The sequence below is a fragment of the Pseudomonas sp. G3-19 genome (assembly GCF_054855875.1).
This window is the reverse complement of record NZ_JBMPIQ010000003.1, coordinates 1,350,583-1,371,666: the sequence shown is the minus strand read 5'-3', so window position 1 is coordinate 1,371,666 and position 21,084 is coordinate 1,350,583. Positions and strand designations below refer to the sequence as shown.

22 protein-coding genes and 4 pseudogenes are annotated in these 21,084 nt (G+C 57.6%); 10 read left to right on the top strand and 16 right to left on the bottom strand.

Features of this window, described 5'->3' with window-relative positions:
* Positions 1–137 precede the first annotated feature (137 nt).
* Genes ACOYXI_RS06285 through ACOYXI_RS06275 form a run of 3 tightly spaced genes read right to left on the bottom strand, consistent with a single transcriptional unit; the run spans position 138 to position 2,920 of the window.
* Positions 138–1,139: an NAD(P)H-quinone oxidoreductase gene (locus ACOYXI_RS06285; RefSeq protein ID WP_461674549.1), complete on the bottom strand. Its 1,002-nt coding sequence runs from the start codon at positions 1,137–1,139 to the stop codon at positions 138–140.
* On the bottom strand, positions 1,140–1,472 hold the full coding sequence (locus tag ACOYXI_RS06280) for a carboxymuconolactone decarboxylase family protein (protein WP_257354868.1): 333 nt from the start codon (positions 1,470–1,472) through the stop codon (positions 1,140–1,142).
* Positions 1,473–1,483: 11 nt separating this feature from the next.
* A complete protein-coding gene (locus ACOYXI_RS06275) occupies positions 1,484–2,920 on the bottom strand; it encodes an NAD-dependent succinate-semialdehyde dehydrogenase (protein WP_461674548.1) in 1,437 nt (478 codons plus the stop codon).
* 220 nt (positions 2,921–3,140) lie between these two features.
* Here ACOYXI_RS06275 and ACOYXI_RS06270 point away from each other — a divergent pair, with 220 nt between their 5' ends.
* Complete coding sequence (locus ACOYXI_RS06270) at positions 3,141–4,067, top strand: LysR family transcriptional regulator (RefSeq protein ID WP_461675551.1); 927 nt, start codon at positions 3,141–3,143, stop codon at positions 4,065–4,067.
* 75 nt (positions 4,068–4,142) lie between these two features.
* Here ACOYXI_RS06270 and ACOYXI_RS06265 read toward each other — a convergent pair whose 3' ends face one another.
* Both ACOYXI_RS06265 and ACOYXI_RS06260 read right to left on the bottom strand, forming a co-directional pair.
* Positions 4,143–4,394 (bottom strand): DUF2790 domain-containing protein, encoded by a 252-nt coding sequence (locus tag ACOYXI_RS06265; RefSeq protein WP_461674547.1) that lies wholly within the window; start codon positions 4,392–4,394, stop codon positions 4,143–4,145.
* A 523-nt stretch (positions 4,395–4,917) separates the two neighbouring features.
* A complete protein-coding gene (locus tag ACOYXI_RS06260; protein WP_461674546.1) occupies positions 4,918–7,533 on the bottom strand; it encodes an AAA family ATPase in 2,616 nt (871 codons plus the stop codon).
* A gap of 511 nt (positions 7,534–8,044) precedes the next feature.
* On the opposite strand from ACOYXI_RS06260, the gene ACOYXI_RS06255 reads away from it, so the two are divergent.
* From ACOYXI_RS06255 to ACOYXI_RS06240, 4 genes are all read left to right on the top strand, one after another.
* Positions 8,045–8,809, top strand: coding sequence for a COG4705 family protein (locus ACOYXI_RS06255; RefSeq protein WP_461674545.1), 765 nt, complete (start codon positions 8,045–8,047; stop codon positions 8,807–8,809).
* Between the two features lie 28 nt (positions 8,810–8,837).
* Positions 8,838–9,275 (top strand): hypothetical protein, encoded by a 438-nt coding sequence (locus tag ACOYXI_RS06250; protein WP_461674544.1) that lies wholly within the window; start codon positions 8,838–8,840, stop codon positions 9,273–9,275.
* 96 nt (positions 9,276–9,371) lie between these two features.
* Entirely contained in the window at positions 9,372–10,037 is a 666-nt protein-coding gene (locus ACOYXI_RS06245; RefSeq protein ID WP_461674543.1) for a response regulator, read from the top strand.
* The gene (locus ACOYXI_RS06240; protein ID WP_461674542.1) at positions 10,013–11,377 is read left to right on the top strand and encodes an ATP-binding protein; all 1,365 of its coding nucleotides are present in this window, start codon (positions 10,013–10,015) and stop codon (positions 11,375–11,377) included. The genes ACOYXI_RS06245 and ACOYXI_RS06240 overlap by 25 nt, the downstream gene beginning before the upstream one ends.
* Here the strand turns inward: ACOYXI_RS06240 and ACOYXI_RS06235 are convergent.
* Together ACOYXI_RS06235 and ACOYXI_RS06230 are read right to left on the bottom strand one after the other, a co-directional pair.
* Positions 11,358–11,561, bottom strand: coding sequence for a DUF3606 domain-containing protein (locus tag ACOYXI_RS06235; RefSeq protein WP_461674541.1), 204 nt, complete (start codon positions 11,559–11,561; stop codon positions 11,358–11,360). The two genes, ACOYXI_RS06240 and ACOYXI_RS06235, sit on opposite strands and share 20 nt — an antisense overlap.
* A gap of 557 nt (positions 11,562–12,118) precedes the next feature.
* Positions 12,119–12,607: pseudogene (locus tag ACOYXI_RS06230) on the bottom strand (tyrosine-type recombinase/integrase); the annotation flags it as partial.
* A 229-nt stretch (positions 12,608–12,836) separates the two neighbouring features.
* On the opposite strand from ACOYXI_RS06230, the gene ACOYXI_RS06225 reads away from it, so the two are divergent.
* Together ACOYXI_RS06225 and ACOYXI_RS06220 are read left to right on the top strand one after the other, a co-directional pair.
* Entirely contained in the window at positions 12,837–13,184 is a 348-nt protein-coding gene (locus ACOYXI_RS06225; protein WP_098964167.1) for a hypothetical protein, read from the top strand.
* 245 nt (positions 13,185–13,429) lie between these two features.
* Positions 13,430–13,843 (top strand): hypothetical protein, encoded by a 414-nt coding sequence (locus ACOYXI_RS06220; protein WP_098964166.1) that lies wholly within the window; start codon positions 13,430–13,432, stop codon positions 13,841–13,843.
* Positions 13,844–13,886: 43 nt separating this feature from the next.
* Here the strand turns inward: ACOYXI_RS06220 and ACOYXI_RS06215 are convergent.
* Positions 13,887–14,072, bottom strand: a pseudogene (locus ACOYXI_RS06215) (IS4 family transposase); the annotation flags it as partial.
* Positions 14,073–14,100: 28 nt separating this feature from the next.
* Between ACOYXI_RS06215 and ACOYXI_RS06210 the strand changes: the two are divergent.
* Positions 14,101–14,381 (top strand): annotated as a pseudogene (locus ACOYXI_RS06210) (MFS transporter).
* Between the two features lie 53 nt (positions 14,382–14,434).
* Positions 14,435–14,782 carry a hypothetical protein gene (locus ACOYXI_RS06205; protein ID WP_461674540.1) on the top strand — a complete coding sequence of 116 codons (348 nt, stop codon included), beginning with the start codon at positions 14,435–14,437 and terminating at the stop codon, positions 14,780–14,782.
* 38 nt (positions 14,783–14,820) lie between these two features.
* Here the strand turns inward: ACOYXI_RS06205 and ACOYXI_RS06200 are convergent, their stop codons facing one another.
* Positions 14,821–15,135, bottom strand: a complete 315-nt coding sequence (locus ACOYXI_RS06200; RefSeq protein WP_461675550.1) for a YceK/YidQ family lipoprotein — start codon at positions 15,133–15,135, stop codon at positions 14,821–14,823.
* A gap of 732 nt (positions 15,136–15,867) precedes the next feature.
* Between ACOYXI_RS06200 and ACOYXI_RS06195 the strand changes: the two are divergent.
* A pseudogene (locus ACOYXI_RS06195) lies at positions 15,868–16,068 on the top strand (terminase); the annotation flags it as partial.
* 74 nt (positions 16,069–16,142) lie between these two features.
* On the opposite strand, the gene ACOYXI_RS06190 reads toward ACOYXI_RS06195, so the two are convergent.
* From ACOYXI_RS06190 to ACOYXI_RS06160, 7 genes are all read right to left on the bottom strand, one after another.
* Positions 16,143–16,304: a hypothetical protein gene (locus tag ACOYXI_RS06190; RefSeq protein WP_166495875.1), complete on the bottom strand. Its 162-nt coding sequence runs from the start codon at positions 16,302–16,304 to the stop codon at positions 16,143–16,145.
* Between the two features lie 201 nt (positions 16,305–16,505).
* A complete protein-coding gene (gene msrA, locus ACOYXI_RS06185) occupies positions 16,506–17,012 on the bottom strand; it encodes a peptide-methionine (S)-S-oxide reductase MsrA (protein WP_461674539.1) in 507 nt (168 codons plus the stop codon).
* A gap of 207 nt (positions 17,013–17,219) precedes the next feature.
* Positions 17,220–17,504, bottom strand: coding sequence for a hypothetical protein (locus ACOYXI_RS06180; protein ID WP_027612677.1), 285 nt, complete (start codon positions 17,502–17,504; stop codon positions 17,220–17,222).
* Positions 17,505–17,611: 107 nt separating this feature from the next.
* Entirely contained in the window at positions 17,612–17,842 is a 231-nt protein-coding gene (locus tag ACOYXI_RS06175; protein ID WP_007964939.1) for a hypothetical protein, read from the bottom strand.
* A gap of 122 nt (positions 17,843–17,964) precedes the next feature.
* Positions 17,965–18,195: a hypothetical protein gene (locus ACOYXI_RS06170; RefSeq protein ID WP_007964938.1), complete on the bottom strand. Its 231-nt coding sequence runs from the start codon at positions 18,193–18,195 to the stop codon at positions 17,965–17,967.
* A 70-nt stretch (positions 18,196–18,265) separates the two neighbouring features.
* Positions 18,266–19,891, bottom strand: a complete 1,626-nt coding sequence (locus ACOYXI_RS06165) for an ABC-F family ATP-binding cassette domain-containing protein (protein WP_461674538.1) — start codon at positions 19,889–19,891, stop codon at positions 18,266–18,268.
* A gap of 145 nt (positions 19,892–20,036) precedes the next feature.
* The gene (locus tag ACOYXI_RS06160) at positions 20,037–21,065 is read right to left on the bottom strand and encodes a DNA topoisomerase IB (protein ID WP_096796534.1); all 1,029 of its coding nucleotides are present in this window, start codon (positions 21,063–21,065) and stop codon (positions 20,037–20,039) included.
* Positions 21,066–21,084 lie beyond the last annotated feature (19 nt).

Sequence of the window (21,084 nt, the reverse complement as noted above, 5' to 3'; positions counted from 1 at the left end):
TTCGGCCAATCGCCTGTCACGATGTGCCTGGTTGTGGCGATCAGCCAATTAAGAGCGCACTGCCCAGAGTGTTCCCCATACCCGTTGAAGGTGCCCACGAAAGGCACCTTTTCAGTTTTATCTAAAGAAAACCAGCACTAAACCAGGTCATTAGGCTGCATGGTCAATATGATTTTCCCGACGTTCCCGGAAGACTCCATCCGGCGATGCGCATCAGCAACCCGTGCTAGCGCAAACGTGCTATCGACAACCGGCTCAAGGCTGCCGGCCCCCTCGAAGCGATCAAGCCAGTGCTCGCGGAAACGCTTGATCATGGCGTGCTTCTCCGGTTGCGTTCGCGACTTCATGACCGTACCGATGATTTGCAAGTGGCGGTAAAGAATGTCCTCCAGCGCCACCGTGACGTTGCCGCCACCGCCGAGAATCCCCACCTGAACCAGGCGACCACCGCGAGCAAGGGAAGCGATGTTGCGGGCGAAGTAGGGCTCACCGATAAAGTCGATGATCACATCGACGCCGCGACCCTGGGTTTTATCGGCGATCACCTCAGCGAAATCCTGGGTCTTGTAGTCGATCGCCACGTCAGCGCCCAAATGCTCGACACGCGCCAGCTTGCTGCCTTCGGTGGTCGCATACACCGTGGCGCCGGTGGCGTAAGCCAACTGCACCGCAGCAGACCCGACGCCGCCAGCGGCCGCATGAATCAACACCGAATCGCCGGCCTTGAGCCGAGCCAGGTGCATCATCGCTTCATGGGCCGTGACGAAGACCTCGGGAATGGCCGCCGCGTGTACATAGTCCAGCTGCGCGGGGATGTGCATGGCCATGCGGTAATCGATGCGTGCCCGCTCGGCGTAGGCACCGCCGCCGACCACGCCCATGACTCGATCTCCGACCTCGAACCCGGTCACCGCGTTACCTTTGGCGAGGACTTCGCCGGAGATTTCCAGGCCGATGATCAGCGAGTCGCCGAAATCCGGATGGCCGTACCCACCGGTCCGGTGCGTCAGATCCGCTCGGTTCACTCCGGCGGCATAGACACGCACCAGCAGGTCGTCAGGACGGACTTCAGGATTGGCGACTTCGACGAGTTCAAGGACGTCTGGCCCACCGAATTCTCTGATGTTGATGGCTTTCATTCAGTTGTTCTCCGTTTCGCTGAACGTGGCGTTGGCGATAGCAGACGCGGTAATGGCGCCAGGGAAGCCCACATAGAAAGCCAGGTGCGTGATCGCTGCCGCCAGTTCGTCGTGGGTTACACCGTTGCCAGCCGCGCGGCGTAAGTGGGCAGGCAACTCTTCCGAATGACCAGCGGCAATCAATGCCGCCACGGTGATCAGGCTACGGTCGCGCGGGGACAGCGCGGGATCGCTCCAGATCTGCGGATAAAGCGTCGAGTCGACGAATTGCGCCAGCTTAGGCGTGAACGCGCGCGCCGCTTCGCGAGGGCTGCTGAAATTGAGCTTGGACATGGGCGAGTTCCTTAAACCTGGCTGATGAATTTGTGGGTCAGATAGTGCTCGATGCCTTCAATGCCGCCTTCGGAGCCGTGACCGCTTTCTTTCATGCCGCCGAACGGGAGCTCCGTCGCGACGATGCGGTATTGGTTGATGCCGATCATTCCGGCCTCCAGTCCGTCGGCGACGTCAATGGCCGTGCGCGCGTTGGAGGTGAAGGCGTAGGCCGAGAGTCCGTAGGGCAGGCGGTTGGCTTCTTGCAGCCCATCGGCCAGTTCATCGAACGGCATCAGCACGGCGATGGGGCCGAAGGGTTCTTCGTGCATGACGCGGGCGTTCATCGGCACATCTGCCAGAACGGTGGGCTGGAAGAAGTAGCCCTCGCCTGACAAGGCTTCGCCACCGACCAATACCCGTGCACCTTTCTCGACGGCATCGGCGACCAGTTCTTCCATTTTTGCCAGCTGCCTTGGGTTGGCTAACGGTCCGACCTGAGTGTCCGGATGCAGACCGTCACCTATCTTCAGGGCTTGGGTCGCCGCGACAAAGTGATCGACAAAAGCTTGATAGGCGCCACGCTGGATCAGAAACCGAGTGGATGAAATGCACACCTGCCCGGTTCCGCGAAAGCGGTTCGCGACACCCTCAACGGCAGCTTTTTCAATGTCGGCATCTTCGAACACCAGCACCGGTCCGTGTCCACCGAGTTCAAGGGTGATGGGCTTGACGCCTTCGGCAGCGCGTGCAGACAGCAGGCGACCGATGGGCACCGAACCGGTGAAGGTCACTTTGCGAATGATCGGCGAGGCGATCAGATGGCTGGACACTTGATCCGGTACGCCAAAGACCACTTGCAGCACACCCTTGGGCAATCCAGCATCGTCGAGTGCGCGCGCCAGGGCCAACGCTGTGGAGGGGCTTTCCTCACCCGGTTTGAGAATGACGCTGCAACCGGCGGCCAGTGCTGCCGAGAGCTTGCGTGCCGGGGTGATGGCCGGGAAATTCCACGGTGTAAATGCGGCCACCGGGCCGATGGCCTGGCGTTTGACCAGTTGCAATACGCCTGGACGGTTGGCCGGGACCACACGGCCATCGATACGTCGGGCGCTTTCGGCGAACCATTCGAAGTACTCCGCCGCACGGGTCACTTCATCCAGGCTTTCATTCAGTGGCTTGCCTTCCTCCAGGGTCATCTGCGCGGCAATCTGCGGTGCACGTTCAAGGATCAGGTCGGCGGCACGCTTGAGGATTTTTGCGCGTTGGTCAGGCACGGTCTGGCGCCATTGCTCGAAGCTCAGGCGAGTCACTTCCAAGGCGTGATCAAGGTCGCCAGCGGTGGCGAGCGGGACGCGGCCGATTTCCCGGCCGGTCGCCGGGTTGACGACAGCAGCGGTATCGCGCCCTTCGGCACTGATCCATTCACCACCGATGAAAAGATAAAGCGGGTCGTAGGAAGTCTTCATGATGCGCCCTTCAGTTGGTTGTCAGAGATTCGTAAGAAACCCGGCGCCGGTTCAGGCAGCCTGTGCAACCAAGTCTATGGAAGGAGGGGCCATTGATTTAGACGGGCCAGAGGGAATCATTGTTGTCGCCAGAGGCAATATCGAGCCGCAGGCCGAACGTGTAGCATCCGGAAAAATGCGCGTTATCACGGGTGAGCGTCAGATCTACAGGAAGGTCGCGATGGATAAGCTTTCGAACATGTCGGTGTACATAAAGGTTGTCGAGATGGGCAGTTTCACGGCCGTGGCCAATCATCTGGACTCAACGGTCGGTAACGTATCGCGTGCTGTCTCTGCGCTGGAAAACGTGCTCGACGCACGTCTGTTGCAACGCTCGACCCGACGCCTCTCGGTCACCGATGCGGGCCGACGCTTCTATGAGCGCTGCACGAAGATTCTCGCTGATCTGGAGAGTGCCGAAGCGGAAGCCAGCAATGCCGCGCTGGAGCCTCGGGGAACACTGCGGGTGCATTGCGTACCCGGGCTGGCTCGACATCTGGTTACGGGGGCCGTGCTGGAGTACCGTCAGCAATTCCCGGAGGTGACGGTGGATTTATTGCTCTCGCAACGCATGCCAAACCTGTTGGAAGATCAACTGGACGTTTCGATTCTGATCGCCCGCGCGCTCCCCGATTCTGCGTATGTCAGCCAGAAGATCGGCGTCAGCCATTGTGTGCTGGTGGCGTCGCCAGACTACCTGGCGCGGCATGCGGCCCCGGAGACGCCTGAAGACCTGCGGGATCACCAGTGTCTGCTGTTGAGCACCGTCGACTATGTGCGGGATGAGTGGCAGCTGAAGAGCAAGGCGGGGGACGCGACATTTGTCCCGACAGGGCCAAGTTTCAGCGTTAACGATATGGATGCGATGGCGCTGGCCATTCGAGAGGGCGCGGGGATTGGCTTGCTGGCCGGGTTTACGGCCATCGATGATTTGCGTTCCGGCAAGCTAGTGCGGGTTTTGCCTGACTACCATACCTATGAGCGTAACGTGTACGCCGTCTATACCTCTCGGCAGTTTGTCGATGCAAAAATCACCCGGTTTATTGAAACGCTGAAAGATCGCGTTGGCAGTCAGCTGGCAGCCACGGCCCAAGCACTGATCGATTGAACCGCTGTGGGGCAAAAAGGTATTTGCGCCTCGATGAGCCACTCTCCGAGGCGCAATGATCGGCGAACAGCTGACTTAGCCCTGGCTGCAACGGCCCATGACGTTATAGGCCAGTACGTGGCGTTTGCCTTGCGAATCCTGGTAGGTCATGTGCGTCGGTACCACTGCGCAAACATCCGGCACCGGTTCTTCAGAGATGACCTTGGCGACATCCATGTGGGTACCGTAGCGATATTGCTCGATCTGTTTAGTCGTTGCCGAACCGTCCTGCGCTGCTACCACAGAGCTGAAGCCCAAGAGTGCGACGATGATCATTGCCGTTTTCATGATGAGGTTTCCTAAAGTAAGTGTGATGTTGCTGGCAGGACGAACTTTAGGCTTAAGGGTTTTGCGCAAACAGGCGCGAATCCGGGAAAGACTTTTATCAATTCCAAACACAATGGTGAGGCGTCTGATGTTAGCGCTTTTTGATCTGTGGCCGTCCACTGTTGGGCGAAAACTGCCTATCAAAGGCGGCCACATAATCCTGAGTTCGAGGTCTAATCAAATAATTTTTGGGAGGCGCAGCAGTGACAGAGAGGCATAGTTGCGGAAATGACCGAAAAGATGCGGAAACGATCCATGAAAAGAGGAGCAAAATGTCTGAATGCCAGAAACGACAAAGCCCTGAATAATCAGGGCTTTGTCGGTACAAAATATGGCGGAGGCGATGGGATTCGAACTCATGGACCTGTTACAGTCGACGGTTTTCAAGTCCATGACTAAAGCAAGTAATTTCAATGGGTTATTACCTGTAGTATTCCGCTTTGATTGTGCGCAAGCACCCTTAGTACGGCCGCTAACGGCCAACTCAGCCTCTTCGGCTTCGGATACGCGTAAACAACGTGTTCACGGCCTCAATATCCTCAAGCAACTCATCAGGATGCGTTACGGGACGCTGTTGACCGGCTGCATGTGAATGCGCGCTTACATTGCGACAGCATCGGTCGTGCAGGCGTTGCACTTCATGGAATTCATGTTCCTGCACAGCCATCACGCCGTTAAGCCGGCCTACTGAGATTCCGTCGCGAAACCGGACAACGGTTTCATTGAGTATCGTGTCCTCGATACCGATTTCGATCGTCACGCGAAGATCACTGTATGCATTACGGATCGCATACCGCTCAGTGTCTCCGGGAGGGGTGTTGAAGGTTGCTGCAATTTGCTGCTGGTCACGACGGTGTTGCGCGATGCGCTCGCGGTGCCGGCGCATGTCATACGGTAAACCGGCATCGACGTAGCCAGGGCCTTCCGCCCGGTAGCTGATTGACCTCACTTCAGGTGAAAGACCCGCATCTTGGCAGAGCGTTAACAGTTCACCGAAGAATACGGCGTCGTGGGTGAATACAATGACTTGCCGGTTGGTGGACTCTTCGACAATCCGTTGCGCGACGGCGGTTCTATGGCTGTGGTCGAGGCTTGAAACCGGGTCGTCGAAAACGATTCCGGAAGTCGATCCCGACTGGTGAAGCTCAGCGAAGAAGTAGGCAAGCGCACACATACGCTGCTCTGCCTCGCTCAACACTTGGTGCGGGGCAAGCTGGCAGTCCAACAGCTGAATCCCCAGGCGAACTGCCCCAGCCTCACCGGCTGAGCTGACTCCAGCTTGAACGTGTCTAAGCTCCAGCCTAATGAGCTCCTCGTTCATACGTCCAGCCAGAGCCTCACTGATATAAGTCCGAGTCAGTTGGCCAGCCAGCACGCTAATCGGCCGAGTGGCTGCAATGTCATTTAGGCAATTCTGGAGCCGGGCCCTGTGGACCAGGTTATCAATCACCCGTGCTATGCCTTCGATATGCTCGGAAAGTAGCTGCCGCGCTTCCAACTCTTTCAACCGTAGCTTTTTGGCCGCTAAAGCTTCTGCGTCCATGTTTGCGCGCAGGCGGCCCGCCTCTATGCGAAGTACTTCCGCAACGTGAGTGATCGACGCCGCCGGATTCGCTCCACGATACCTAGGACAGTCCTGCCATACGCCGGTAGCCACAGCTCTTTTGAGCCACTGAAGTCGGGCGACCAGGTCATCCTGAAAGGTCTGAATATAGTCCGGAAGCGCTGGCACACGCGCCCTCAGGCTCTCCTGCATGTTAGGGGCAACTGTGAAGTCGACGCTTGCCGTACCGACTTCTCGAACGATCTGCTGCCAAGCGTTGCGTGCAGCCTGAGCAGTCTCCGCCGCCCGGTCTCGAATGTAGTGATCGAATCGCTGCAAGCGGTCCTGCGCTTCAGGACTGAGCTCTTGCTGGCAAAGTACACAAACTGCATCGTCATAGGTGACCGGGAAGGCCTGTCCTGGATATGCAGTGCTGGACGAGTACTCACGAGCAGCGTTGAATAGCAACGCCCAAGGACCTAGCCCCGTTCCAGGAAGTAGCTGTGTAGCATCCCCGGCCTGCAACATGGCGGACGCTGCACGTTCAGCTGTCTCAGCCTCATCGACGGTACGATATGCCTGGTACTTGGCATCGATAGCCTCATCAGACACTACGCCGGCCACCACAGCGATGAGGCTGGCTAATTCATCGACCCGCGTTGCAGCATGGTCAAGTAGAGAGGCCCGGGCAGTCGGGTCCGCTTCGCTGATTTCCTGCGGAAGTCGTACACGCTCTGCCTGCTCAAGATCGGCGAGCGTAGCCAATCCACGCGCTCGCGTCAGATCAGTGGTTGGGCCAATCGGATGCACCGCTCGTCCGGCATCGGTGTCGGACGGAATGACACTGAACGGTGTCGTGTCTGTTGCAAGGCCCGCGATCTCAGCCTGTAGCGCGGGGCGCAGAGCCTGATTGAGTCCATTCGCCAACTGCTGGAGATAAGTCAGAGCAGATGGCTGAAAGTTGGCAGCTTCTCGTGACTGGAGATAATGCCGAGCGCAGTCACCATCAAAAACAGAAATGCCCCGGAGTTCTGGCTGCGGTACGTTATCGCGATGACTGCTCCAGGTCGTCTGTTCGGCGGTGCCGTCCAGCGCGAAGTCAATCGTAGCGCTTGGTATGAGTTGCTGGTAATCCGCAGCGTAAGCATTGGCGTAGACTGCACCCGGGCTCCGGGCACGGCAAGCCTGTTTCAGTACCCGTGCGTAACCGGACTTCCCCGTACCGTTTCCGCCGTACACGATAGTGAGGCCATGCGGCTGGAAGTCCAAAGCCTCACTGTTAGGGATCTTCCCCACGTTGGTAAGTGAATGCAGGGACTGCAATACGACGGTGTGCTCCCGATTCGCCTCGGCGGGGAAGTGGTCTGCGGCGAATAGGACAGGCTGAAGTACCGGCAGAAATGCGCTTCGCACCCCATGGTGTTGCTTAGCGAGATCAAGAATTTCGACAAGATCCTGATCAATCCAGTCACCCTGGACACACAAACGGCGCAAGGCGTCGCTGCGCCACGGCGGCAGCCTTTCCGACCAAGCCAATACTTCCTCAAATATAGGCATGCCTTACCTCTCTGTCCGTGAAGTTGTAAGGATAGTGCACCAATCGCTACCTGGTGGCTGGCCGACGGGCTCTGAGTCCGGATGACAACGTTCGCGCATCTCTGTCGCGTTGTTACAATCTGACCGTATGGGTTGTTGCTCCTGCTTCTGCACACAAAGAATCAGTTGCTCTTCATGAGTAGCTGGAGCAAGTGCGAAATACCAAGACTCCATTCGGCGAGCACTGAGGGCGCTTTCTCAACAGGCATTTTCCGACCCGAAACCGAACTCTGCGAAGGAGAGCTATTGGCAGATAGCTGCCGCTCACGAATGGCGGCTTTCGGCCAAAAGCAGTCAGTATGCAGATCCATTTTGCGACTATTAAAGATTGCGTTTAACGAGCTAATAGCGTGTTACTGAATCACATTCTCCCTACTCTCAAGACCGAGCAAACCCTCAGTCTCAGCTAAGTCTTCAGCCGTATCCTCCCCTTAGCGCAAGTTCAGCGCTGTTCAGGAGAGGCAACTCGCACATGAATCCCGCAAAAGCCGGATGGCTTAATAAAGTACCCGAAGTGACACTAGCCTTCTGGGTGATCAAGATTCTATCGACAACCGTGGGTGAAACCGGCGCCGACTTCCTGGCCGTTGACGCGGGGTTCGGCGCTGGCTGGACCAGCGTCGGCATGGCGCTGCTGCTGGGTGGCGCGCTGTTCCTGCAAATGCGCCAAACCGCGTATTCGCCGTGGATCTACTGGTTGACCGTGGTGCTTGTAAGCATCGTCGGCACGCAGATCACCGACATCATGACCGACATGCTCGACATTAGCCTGTACGTCAGCACGGCGGTATTTTCGGTGCTGCTGGCGGTGAATTTCCTGATCTGGTTCACCGTGGAGAACAACCTGTCGATTCGTCAGATCAACACGCCGCGACGCGAACTTTTCTACTGGTCCACGGTGCTTTGCACCTTTGCTCTCGGCACCGCCGCCGGCGATCTGGCCACCGAAGCGCTGGGCCTGGGCTTCACCCTAGGTGCGATGATTTTCGGGGCGCTGATTACGGCGACGCTGCTGGCCTGGCGCCTCGGGGCCAACGTGGTGCTGACCTTCTGGATCGCCTACATCCTCACCCGCCCGTTCGGTGCCTCTCTCGGCGATCTGCTGACCCAGGCCAAGACCTACGGTGGCCTGGGCATGGGCGCCGCCTGGACCAGCGCAATTTTTCTGACCGTCATCGTGCTGTTGGTGGCGGTCGCGCAAATCAGCGTCGGCAACCGTAAAGCCGCAATTCAATAACCTTCAGATACCCATCAAGGAATTCAACATGCGCTTTCAAACCGCTATTCGTCACGTCGCGCTCGTCTCGTCTCTGGTACTGCTCGGCAGCCTGGCCGGTTGCTCGAAACCCGCAGATAAGCCCGCTGCCGGCACGCCGACCAGCTCGAGGAGTGCGCCAGCGCAGTCCGGCTCGAAACTGGGCGATCTGAGCGAGTTCCGCAGTATCGCTGCCGATGTCGGTGCGCTGGTCGAGAAAAATGATCTGCCCGCTGCCAAGACTCGCATCAAGGATCTGGAAACCTCTTGGGATTCCGCCGAAGCCGGCATCAAGCCGCGCGCCGCCGCTGACTGGCATGTGCTGGACAAAGCCATTGATCGTGCGCTCGATGCACTGCGCGCTAGTTCACCGAAGCAGGCTGACTGCAAAGCGGCGATGGACGACTTGCTCAAGGCTTTCGATACGATGAAAGACCCTCAGCCGTAAGTCGGGGCGGAACCGGCGGCGGACAAACGCCAGTTCAAGTGCTTCAATACAGGCGCGACGGGGATCTCCGTCGCGCCTTTTCTGTCGGAGCGGTGCATGCGGATTCTGCTGGTCGAAGATGATCTGATGATTGGGGATGCCATCGAAGAGGCGCTGAAGGACGCGAGCTACGCCACCGACTGGGTGAAAAACGGCCTCACCGCGTTGGCGGCGCTGGACACCCAGACCTATGATCTGGTGTTGCTCGACCTCGGCTTGCCGGGAACGGACGGACTCGAGGTGCTGGATGCCATTCGCGCGCGCAATAATCCGGTGCCGTTGCTGATCATTACTGCCCGCGATGGTCTGGACGATCGTCTGCGCGGGCTTGATGGCGGCGCCGATGATTTCTTGCTTAAGCCCTTCGCCATGGCCGAATTGCTGGCACGCATGCGCGCGGTATTGCGCCGGCGCGGCGGTAACGCGCAATCGCTGCTGGATAACGGCGAGGTGTCGTTGAACCTGGTCTCCAAACAGGCCGCCACCGCTGACATCAGCGAAGTCCAGCTCTCCAGTCGCGAATTCGCGCTGTTACAGGCGTTGTTGATACGCCCGGGGGCCATACTGTCGCGTAGTGAACTGGAAGACCGGATTTACGGCTGGGGCAACGAAGTAGAAAGCAATGCCGTGGAGTTTCTGATCCATGCTCTGCGGCGAAAATTGGGAAACCATATCATCAAGAACGTCAGGGGAATGGGATGGATGGTTTCAAAAGGCGTTTGAGCGACTCGGTACAGTCGCGGCTTTCCATCACCCTGTCACTGGCGATTCTCATAGTCGCCTTGCTGGCCGGTGCGTTCGCGTTCATTTCGACACTCGACGAAGCGCACGAAATGCAGGACGAAAGCTTGCGTCAGGTGGCGGTGCTGTTCGATCGTCAGCACATGACTCTGCGTTATCCCGGTGCCGAACGGATCGCCGGCGACGACGAAGAGTCGCGGATCACCGTGCAGTACCTGGCCGATAGCGCCAAGGCTACTGGCAATGATGACGTAAGCATTCCGTTGCCGTTTCCGGTGACCTTGGCTGACGGTTTGTCAACACTGAACATTGCCGGTGAAAACTTTCGCGCGTTGGTCAGAACTATCTCGACCGGCGAACGCATCGTGGTAGCGCAAGAGGCCGACGTGCGCGACAAGGAAGCCCGGGAAAGCGCCTGGCGCAGCCTGCTGCCGTTTCTGATTCTCTTTCCGGTGCTGCTGTTGGTGGTCGGCGACCTGGTGCGCAAGCTGTTCCGGCCGATTGCGACGCTCTCGGCAGAGATCGATCAGCGCGACCAGCAGGCATTGCATCCGATCGATGAGCAGCACCTGCCGAGCGAAGTCCGGCCTTTCGTGGTGGCGATCAATCGGTTACTCAAGCGCGTCGCACAGGCCATGGAAACGCAGCGACGGTTTATCGCCGACGCCGCCCATGAACTGCGCTCCCCGATGACGGCGCTGTCGCTGCAAGCCGAGCGCATGGCGGCGGCGCCGATGTCAGACGCCGCCCAACACAGCTTTTTACCCTTGGCTCAGGGCATCCAGCGCAGCCGTAATCTCATCGAGCAATTGCTAGCTCTGGCGGCTGCGCAATCAGTTTCGCCGTGCACCGAGACGCCGGTTTCGGTGCACGGCGTGTTTCGCCGTGTGCTTGAAGACCTGCTGCCCCTGGCTGAGGAAAAGGACATCGATCTCGGCGTGGAAAGCGTCGAAGATGCGCAGGTCGTCATCAATGAACTGGACCTGTTCATCCTGATCAAGAACTTGGTGGACAACGCCATTCGCTACACCCCGGCGGGCGGGCGGGTCGATTTGAGTGTCGAGTCGGCGGAGCAGGGCGTGCTGATCGAAATCAAGGATTCGGGACCGGGCATCAACCCTGAAGAACAGACACTAGTGTTCGACCCGTTTTACCGTAGTTTGGGCTCCGGTGAGTCTGGCTCAGGGTTGGGCTTGTCTATTGTGAGCGCGATAGCTAATCGTAATGATGCAAGCGTCACGCTCAAATTTTTAGATGAGACAAATCAGAAAGGACTGCGCGTCTCGGTTCTATTTAATTGTGCTAAATCGCTGGCAGACTGAGTTTTTTGGCGGTTTTTTCGATTCTGCTGCGGACCGCGCTCGGGGAATCACCTACAGCTTTAACCACGGATTTAAGCTCGCTCGCAGTGACACCAAATTTTTTGGCCCAATACTTACACTCGAACATGTCATTAGCGTTGATTCTGATCGCGTCAACACTACCCGCTAGGTTTCGCTGCTGCATAGGTCCGTCCTTTGCTTGTTAGTCCTAGACTCCAAAATAGCTGAAAAGCAGTAAAAATCGAGGTTTTGGAAAAGATTCACAAACATCCTCTCGAGTTCTTTACATTTTCAAACACCATTCGTGCACGTACGCATTCTGGCGCAAGGCGATATCTAGTCAGACGTTCAATGTCGGTCGGAAACAGCTGCTTACTTACGTCTGCTTTTGGCCGGAAGTGGACATTCACGGATGCCTGACTTTGGCTGATGCTGGCCGTTCCTAGAGAGTTTTTTCCTGAAGTCGGATGCTGCGACAACATGAATATTGTTCCGCAATTTTTTGAACGGCTACGAATTTATTGGCTCTCAAGGGTGGTTGAAATGGATTTCTGCGGAAAAATTCTTTACTTAAGTGATTGATTTTATTGTATAAAAACTTGGACTTAAAATCCCCCGCTCGTAAGGGCGTGCCGGTTCGATTCCGGCTTCGGGCACCATCTTAAATCAAGGGTTTGCGGGCGAAAGCTGAGGCAAACCCTTGTTTGTTTCCGGGTCGCAATTCTGACATTGGTTCGCAATTCACTTTGTGGGCATGACCTTTTTACCCTTTCGATTGCGAATGTACTGCTCTGTCATCCCTACGGTGGTATGCCCAAGTTGATCCTTGGCCCGCATGATGTCGCCGCTCGATTCAGCCTTATCAGTACCAGCCTTGGCGCGTAAATCACACATTTGAAACTCGGCCGTTTCAACACCAACTGCCTCCCTGGCCACATCAAATCTCCTGCGCAACATTGCCTCCGTCATCGGAGTGCCGTTTTCTGCCACGATCAGCCGCGTCGAGCGGACTTTGTGTCCGGACTTCCTGGCTATGATTCGATCAATCAAAACTTTCAGCTCACCGGTTACCTCAATCCGTCGTTTGGCCTTCGTTTTCCCCTGGAGCACCCAGATTTGGCCGTCGCGCACGTCTCGTTCATCCATAAGCCGCGTGTCTGTTACTCGCTGGCCAGTCAAATAGGCCAAGTCCATGGCATCGCGCAGTCCGGCGTCAGCCTTGTCGTGCACCTCTTCCCAAGACACAGGTCATCTCCTTGGCGATGAGCAATGTGTCTATTAAAAAGTGTCCACCATGTCTCCGAACACCTGTCCACCATGTCTCCGGTACATACATAGTGCAGGCGAGGGGGAGTGCATTCGAGGGGTGTCGGCAGCGGGGAGGGGTTAAAGAAATGAAGGGGCTAAGCCGATAGGCTTGCGTCTGTATTGATGCCAAACATGAACGCTGGAGTATGAAATGCCGTTGGAAAGATCGCGTATTGGCGTGTTCGCCGCACTTATTGGCTGCACTCTTGCATCGACCGCACATGCTGCCAGCGAACATGAGATGGCCGTCGGTGGTGCAGCTCTCTACCAAGTCTGCGGAGAGAAGCATCCAGAAAAGGAGCTTTCTTTAGAGCAATTCATATCGCTACATCCACACATGTCGACTCAATTAGCAAACGACATTCGGGAATTCTCCTCGCAGCCAAAACACAAAGCGGAGCTTGAACAAATGGTTGTACGCATGCGGACCGAGGCCACCCAAGAATTACTTGAAGTGATATGTGATAGCTATTACCGAGATGCAAAGGGGCGGGAGTAGGCCACAGTTTTCTTTCGCATCGGGGTGTGATCTGACCGGGGCTCAACCGGCATTAAGCGGATGGGGCAGTCCTGAAGACTTCCTGTTGGCACATCCGCCGCCTGAGGCTTGGCCTCAGATCACACCCCGATGCGCTCTCATAGAGAGGATCGGGTAGTTAACGACAGGCTGCGTGGCGCTGGTTGTTTAGCCCGTAGCGCTGAAGGCTGGTAGCATCGAACTCCTTTTCGGAGCGCGCAATTGCTATGCATCAGGTTGTTGAAAGGGCGTTGAACGTGATCGCAGCAGAGAGCAGCGAGCCCGAATACACTGAAGCGTTCAGCGCTGCGCGGGCAGTCGTCCTTGAGTTTGGGGAGGAAAATCTGGCTGACCGGCTTTTTGCCGATATTCCCGATTCAATCTCTTTCATGCAGGTGGCCCGGCTCTTCGACTTTCTTGCCTGGCAGACGGAGGACAACGGGTCAGCGATGACTCGCGCTATTGAGCGTTGGCTGGTAGAAGGCACCAATTTGCGCAAGGTTCAGATCGCTCTCAATCTCGACGTCTATCCGTTTCTGGACGAGCGCGAGATGGATCGAGTGCTGTCTGATGTGGCTGTATCACTCCCGGAGATGGCTGATAGATGCCAGCAGATAATCAGCTCTCGGAAAAGTTGGTAGCACCTGGTCTACATCCCAAAGCCCGCTCTTAGAACCATCCCTTTCAAGGTCTTCTCGTTTTGGCGGCCTTGATTACCCTGCCCGTTGAAACATGAGCATGCACCGCTGTGCTTTGGACCCACGTCTTAGGCTTTGGCACCTTGGAGCCTCGGGGGCTTTTCACAACTTGTTTTGGCTGGATGTTTCTGGCTAGTTCCAACAAGCGCTGAACCAGTTTTTCCGCAGGGATAGCCATTCGCATTTAAGGAGTCGAGTGCATGGAGTTATTGCAGCGCCTGCTCGACAAGATCGACAGGTTTGAATTGCTGATCGCAGGACTGGTCGGCGCTGTCGTCGCAAGCTGGTGGCACAAAGACGATCTGGCCGACTGGCGCGCCTGGCTGATCTTCCTGATCACCGGCATCGCTTGCTCGCTGTACCTGACGAGCATGGTCAGCACCTATCTGGGTGTGACTGAGCCGAAGATTGTCGCGGCATTGGCTTCCTGCTGGGCACCTTCGGCGGATCGCTGCTTGCGGCCATCAACCGAGCCATCTGAGCCGCTGACCTCTGGGTGCTCATTCGCCAGCGGTTCGGGGGAGGCAATCCACCATGAGTCTTGAACTGATCAACTCTATCGCCTGCGGCTTGATTGCCTTGTGGGCGACTTGGTGTGTTCTGAGCGGTCGAGTGCGGGACGGAATCCTCGGCAAGCTTATCTATTCAGCGATCGCCATCAGCGGGTTTGTGGTGATGAGCCGCAACCAGAACATCTTCATCATCGGCCCGACCACCGCCGGGATCACGCTTCACGTCTCGCTGGCCCTTGCCGGTATGCGTCACATCTTCATGGTCATCTGGTGGCGGCGGGTGAAGGCCTGCCTGTGCCGAACGCTAAACTGTGAGCATTGCATGCGTTGTGAAAAGGCGCCGGGCGGGATCGAGCGGCGCGGCAAGTAGGTCGCGCCACCATCTCATCGAAGTGGTCAGTACAGTTGCTACTCGAAACGAGCCTTCTTGATATCGCCGTGCTTGTTTTGCAGATAGATGGAATAGGGCAGCACGACAGTGTCTGTAACCGCTGAGAGCCCCATGTCGAGAACAATAAGTGCGGGCGCAGGATATCCATCGAAACCAGTGCTACGCCGTGGTTCCGCGTCTAGCGTGCAGTAATTAAAGACTGTACCGCTGTAGATTCGCGGAACCGAGTCACAATGGGAATGCCAACGAGCCAGTTTATTGCTAGTCACGGCATCGTCCCGGAAGGTCGTGTTGATTGTTCCGCACCCGGTCACTGAAGCGGCCGCGAGCATCAAAACAATGTATCTGAAGGTCATTGGTCGATTCCGTTCGAAAGAAATGAATGGTAGCTGTTTATCTGGAGTGGAGAAATCCACTTTCACAAGTCGCGACACGTTACGCGAATCAGCAAATTGTGTCGCGACACGGGAGCAGCGCATGACCGCATAAATTCATGACATTGCGGATCAGCGATCACACCTGACCGTAACGGCTGAAGACGGTGTCCACGTGCTGCCCTGTGACCTTGTGCGTTCAGTGATCGCCGGCGAAAAACCATCCGCAATCCTGACAGAGCCAGTCATGCGCCGGATCATTGAAGAGTGGTTCGGAGTGGTGATGGTGCGGTAGGCGTGCCGCAGGGATACTGCGGCTTTGACTTGGTTACTTGTATGCGAAGGTAATCTTAGCGCTGACTAGAGCCTGTCCGTTGATTGTTACCTTGCAGAATTTCACGGGGGTGGATTTTGCCCCGTCGGCCTCATCTGGCTCGCATTCAAGAAGGCCCGTCTTGTCACCGAATGGCAGTTGTTCGCCCTTTGTGGCTTTACTGAGGTCTATTCGGAACGGTTGACGGTAGTTCACGCCTGCGAGAACTTGTGGCTAGCCATCGCTCAGAAAGCCCGAGCGCGGAGTGGCGCACAGAGTACCTACAATCCGCTTGCCATCAATAATGTTGGCATCTGTGTAGCAAACAATTTTTCCAGCCTCGGTGACGAGATTAGACGGACCCAAGTTGGTCCAGGTCTCTTCTGGAATCGCGACGCATCCGAAGAGAGTTGCGGCAGCAGTCCGGGTCGATCTACCACGCTTACGACCGCAAGCTGAACCAGTGCTTCGACACTGTGCTGCCCGGTGAGCCGCTGTTTATCGGCATGGACTTCAACGTCGGCAAGATGGCGGCGATGTTTTTAACCTTGACGAAAAATCAGGCCCAGCCCCGCGCTGGGCTTTTTTGTACCTGCTGTTCGGCCAGAAAACAAAAAGCCCAGGCATACCCGGGCCAGTTGAGGGAACACATTCAGCGCGAATCAACCTCTTTTGCAGCCTGGGCGTTTGATCGTTCCTTGCGCCTGCGCAGCCAGCTGAAGAATGCATGTACCGGGTGCAAAAACGCAGCCAGTACGCACAGTAGCATGATGGTGAAAATGGCAATCAGCGGGAGGCTTTCGTGCGAGAACATGGTGGGGTACTCCTGTAGGCACTATGTTGGAACCCGCAGGCTAGACGCTTTGAGCCATGCTTGCGATGAACGTATGTTCATCCTTGGGCGCTTGAACTGTGCTACGGAGGGCTCACCAAAATGATCAATTGCAGAGGTGCGCGAGCGCCGGCCTTCAGTAAAGGCCAGCGCTGTGCGTGGAGTGATTACGCAGGTGTGTTATTAGCTGCGCTTGGGCAACTTCCAGTTCGGACGGATGAAGTGGCAGGTGTAGCCATTCGGTATCCGCTCCAGGTAGTCCTGGTGCTCAGGTTCCGCTTTCCAGAACGGCCCCGCCGGTTCGATTTCGGTGACTACTCGGCCCGGCCAGAGACCGGAAGCGTCAACGTCGGCGGCGGTATCCTCGGCGATGTCGCGTTGCTCTTCGCTGAGATAATAGATCGCCGAACGATAGCTGGGGCCGAGATCGTTGCCTTGGCGGTTGGGCGTACTCGGATCGTGGATCTGGAAGAAGAACTCGAGGATCTGCCGGTAGCTGATCACCGCCGGGTCGAAGATGATTTCGATGGCTTCAGCGTGGTTGCCGTGGTTGCGGTAGGTGGCGTTCGGTACATCGCCGCCGCTGTAACCGACGCGGGTTTCCAGCACACCGGGATAACGCCGCAGCAGGTCCTGCATGCCCCAGAAGCAGCCCCCGGCGAGAATCGCGGTTTCGGTTTGTCCGGTCATGATTTTTTGCCTCTCGGTGACTGTGGATACGGTTCTGGTTATGAGGGCGCATTGGCTATTTGCAAGCTTGCCTCAGGGCTACGGGCTGCTCGAACCGGTGTTTTCAACAAAAAGCCCTGACGATAAGGTCAGGGCATTGATGGGTTCGAGCGGTGAGTTCGGGACAATTCACGTCGAGTGATGGACTTTAAACACGACATCAATCGGTTATACGAACGCTTGCCCGAAAAAGCCCCTTGGCAGGCGCTGCGGCCCGGCCAGCGCGGTCAGGCGTTCGATCCACTCCGAACGCCAGTTTGACGCACCGTGATCAGCCTTGGTGTGGCGCGCTGCGCGGCGTGCGGCATTGCGCTGGGTCTTGCGTGCTTCTTTGTAGGCGTCGGTGTTGCGGCAGCTGCGGCATTTGACGCGATTGAGTTCCAGGCTTGAGGCAAGGTTGTCGCCCTTGTGACCACAAGCCAGATGTCCGTCTGTTTTGAAATGGATAACCATGAACCGTCTCCTGGGTGACGTGTACAGGTTTTGACCGCCCACACCTCGGGGCGTTCGGTACATCGGCCAGACGGTACGCCGTTTAGCTGTCGTTTATCGCGGTGCAGTCATCTGAAACGTGGCAGTGGCCGTTCGACCGGTTGTAGCGACGACAGGGTGCTGCGGATCAGCGGTGTGTCTTTTTCGATGTCGTTCAGTCGATCGCGGATGCGCAGGGCAGTCGGATGGCCGCCTTGATGATCGACCCAGTCGGCGATTTCCTTGCAGGCCGCGGCAAGTCGCGCCTGACGAGAGTCGAGCAAGGTGAGGAGGGTGGTGATGGACTCTTTTTCGGACATGGAACACCTCCGTTCAGACAAACCGTTGAGAGGCAGCAAAAAGCCCGCGGGCTGCGAGCTCTCTGCCGTTGGGGCGCTGGTCCGTCAGCTGCTTTGAGTATAGACCCCGCCTGTCAATTGCATCAGCCGGCCGATTGTCGCGCCGGCAGCGGCGAGCTGGCCGCATTGAGCCGTCGGCATTCGCGTCGGGCATCTTCCTCAAGATCGTAGCCGTCGCCGATGAAGCCGCCGGTGCGGGTGTCGTTGATCCGAAACCAACTGCTGGCCTCAGCGGGTTCATGTTGGCTTTCCCCGGCGCGGCGGCCGTGAATGATGATCTTGTTGCAGCGCTTCACGACAAATATGTCTTCCATGGCGTCACCACAGCAAATAGGTGTCAGATCAACTATAGAAGCCTTGGCCAATCGTGCAAAAAATAGCCAGTCAGTTCGTCGGTTGCAGCCGCCACTCCGTGGCATGCCAATCCAGGCGGTGCGTCGGACTCAACGCTTGTAGAAACTCAGGATCGTGGGAAACCGCAACAATTGCGCCGGGAAACGTCTGCAATGCCTGCTCGAAAGCCTGAACCGATGCCAGATCCAGATGATTGCTCGGCTCATCGAGCAGCAACAATTGCGCAGGTGTCTTGCCCCACAAGGCCACCGCCAGCGCGGCTTTCAAACGTTCTCCACCGCTCAGTGAAGCGCTCGCTCGAGTGACCCGTTGCGCGTCCAGTTGCAGATGCGCCAGATGGCTGCGCAATTCGCTCTCACTCAACGGACTCTGCAGCGCGAGCAGTTGCTCGATGACGCTGAGACGGTCATCCAGCAGCTTTAGATGCTGGTCCAGATAAGCCATGGGAACATGGGTGATGCATTCGCCGCTGGCGGGATGCAGTTGACCCGCGAGCATCCTGAGCAACGTCGATTTGCCACAGCCATTCGGACCAATGACGGCGACGCGCACAGGACCGCTCAGCGTGAGATTGAACGGTTGCGCCGGCAGCCATGGCAGGCACGTATCAATCAACGAGCAGACTCTGCGCGCAGCAGGCACTGCGCTGCCGGGCAGGTTCATCAGCACCACATCGTCCGCGAGCACTTTGGCATAGGCATCGCGCACCTGCGCATCAAGCTCCGATTTGCGCTGCTGATGACCATGACGCACCTGGCCCATGATCTGCCTCGCCGCACCTTTGAGGCCGGCGCGCTCGAAGCCCGAGACGTTGGCGGTTTTGGCATTGCGCAGTGAGCGGGCGGCATGCCGCTGGATGGTGTCGTGCTCGTTTTGCAAGCGCTGCTGCTCGCGCCGGCGCTCGGTTCGGCTTTGATCCAGCGTCGCTTGCGCCGCTGCCTGATGGATTTGCCGTTGCTGCTGGTAAGCGGAAAAATTGCCGCCGTACACCGTGACACCCAGCGGCGTCAGCTCGACGATACGCCACATGCGTTCAAGCAATTGCCGGTCGTGGCTGATGACGATCAATCCGCCGCGCCAGCGTTCCAGTTCGCTCATCAACCAGTCGCGGCCGGGGCCGTCGAGATGATTGGTCGGCTCATCCAGCACCAACAGGCGCGCCGGACTCAGAAACGCCCTGATCAACGCCAGCCGCGCTTGCTGGCCGCCGCTCAGCGGTTGGGTCAGATCCGTGGGAGCAATGTCCGGCAGACCGGCATTATCCAGCGATTGGCGCAGACGTTCGGGCAGATCCCAGCGCTCGCCGAGGATGTCGAAATCTTCTGCTGCCGCCTCGCCAGACTGCAGCCGTTGCAATGCGCGAAGGGCGGCGGCGGTGCCGGTGGCGTCGGCCACGGTCTGCCGCGCATCGGCGGTGAATGTTTGCGCCACATAAGCCAATGGAACCGAGCAGGTGACGCTACCGGCAGTTGGTTGCAAGTGCCCGGCGATCAGCTTGGCCAGCACGCTTTTACCGACGCCGTTGCGCCCGACGATGGCTGTGTGGGTGTGATCGAATTGCAGATTCAGGTCGTTGAAAATCGTCTCGCCATTAGCGAACTGAAAACTGGTTTGATTCAGGGAGACGAGGGCAGGCGTACGCGAGACGTGAGTCATCGGCACCTCCGAAAAATGTCGTGAAGACTGACAGGCGCTATTCAGCGCTTATCGCGATTACATTTTCAGAAGGCTTGATTGTTCACTGTCTGCGGTCGTCCGGACGGGGGAAAGGTGGCTAGCCTAGATCACCCATCCGCCGCGATCAAGACGCGTCCATCATTTGCTCGAGAAACATCGCCAGCGCCACTTCCTCGGAGCGCAAGCCCTTGCGCACCCTAGGGCGTGGCAGTTCGGCCAGCGCGCCGAGCAGGAAGCGCTCGACCACGGCTGGATGGATGTAGCACTTGCGGCACACCGCCGGGGTGTTGCCCAGCTGTTTGGACACGCTCTTGACCATCTCCACCACATGCCGTTTCGCCTCGGCTTCCGACTCCCATTGCAGTTCGCGTAATACCGCCAAAGCCAGTGCGCTGCCGGCCCAGGTGCGGTAATCCTTGGCAGTGAAGTCGGCGCCGGTGAGGGTTTGCAGGTAGCTGTTGACGTCATGGGAACTGACGGTGTGCCGCTCGCCGTTTTCGTCCAGATACTGAAACAGATTCTGTCCGGGGATTTCCAGGCAGCGCTTGATGATGCGCGCCAGGCGACGATCCTTGACGGTGATCTGGTGTTCGATGCCGCTTTTGCCGCGAAACTGGAACAGAATCGCGCTGCCGTTGACCTCGACATGTCGGCTGCGCAGGGTGGTCAGGCCATAGGAGCGGTTGTCCCGCGCGTATTGGGTATTGCCGACACGAATCAATGTGGCGTCGAGCAGCGTGATGACCGTGGCCATGACTTTGTCGCGGCTGAAGCCGGGGGCGTCCAGCAGGGTTTCAAGCTGTTTGCGCAACTTCGGCAATGCCATGCCGAACTCACGCAAGCGCGAGTACTTGTCGGCATCACGCACCTCGCGCCAGCGCGGGTGATAGCGATACTGCTTGCGGCCCCGAGCGTCGCGACCGGTGGCCTGCAAATGGCCACGCGGATCGGCGCAGATCCAGACATCGGTGTAGGCCGGCGGCACTGCCAGCGAATTGATCCGTTTGATCTCATCAGGGTCGGTGATGCGCTGCCCGGCCGGATCGAAATAGGCGAACTTGCCGCGCAGCTTTTTACGGGTGAGGCCGGGTTGGGTATCGTCGACGTAATGCAGGTCGGGCGGTAAGACGTCGGCTAGTGCGGTGTCGGGCATGGCGGTGTCCTTGGCGAAT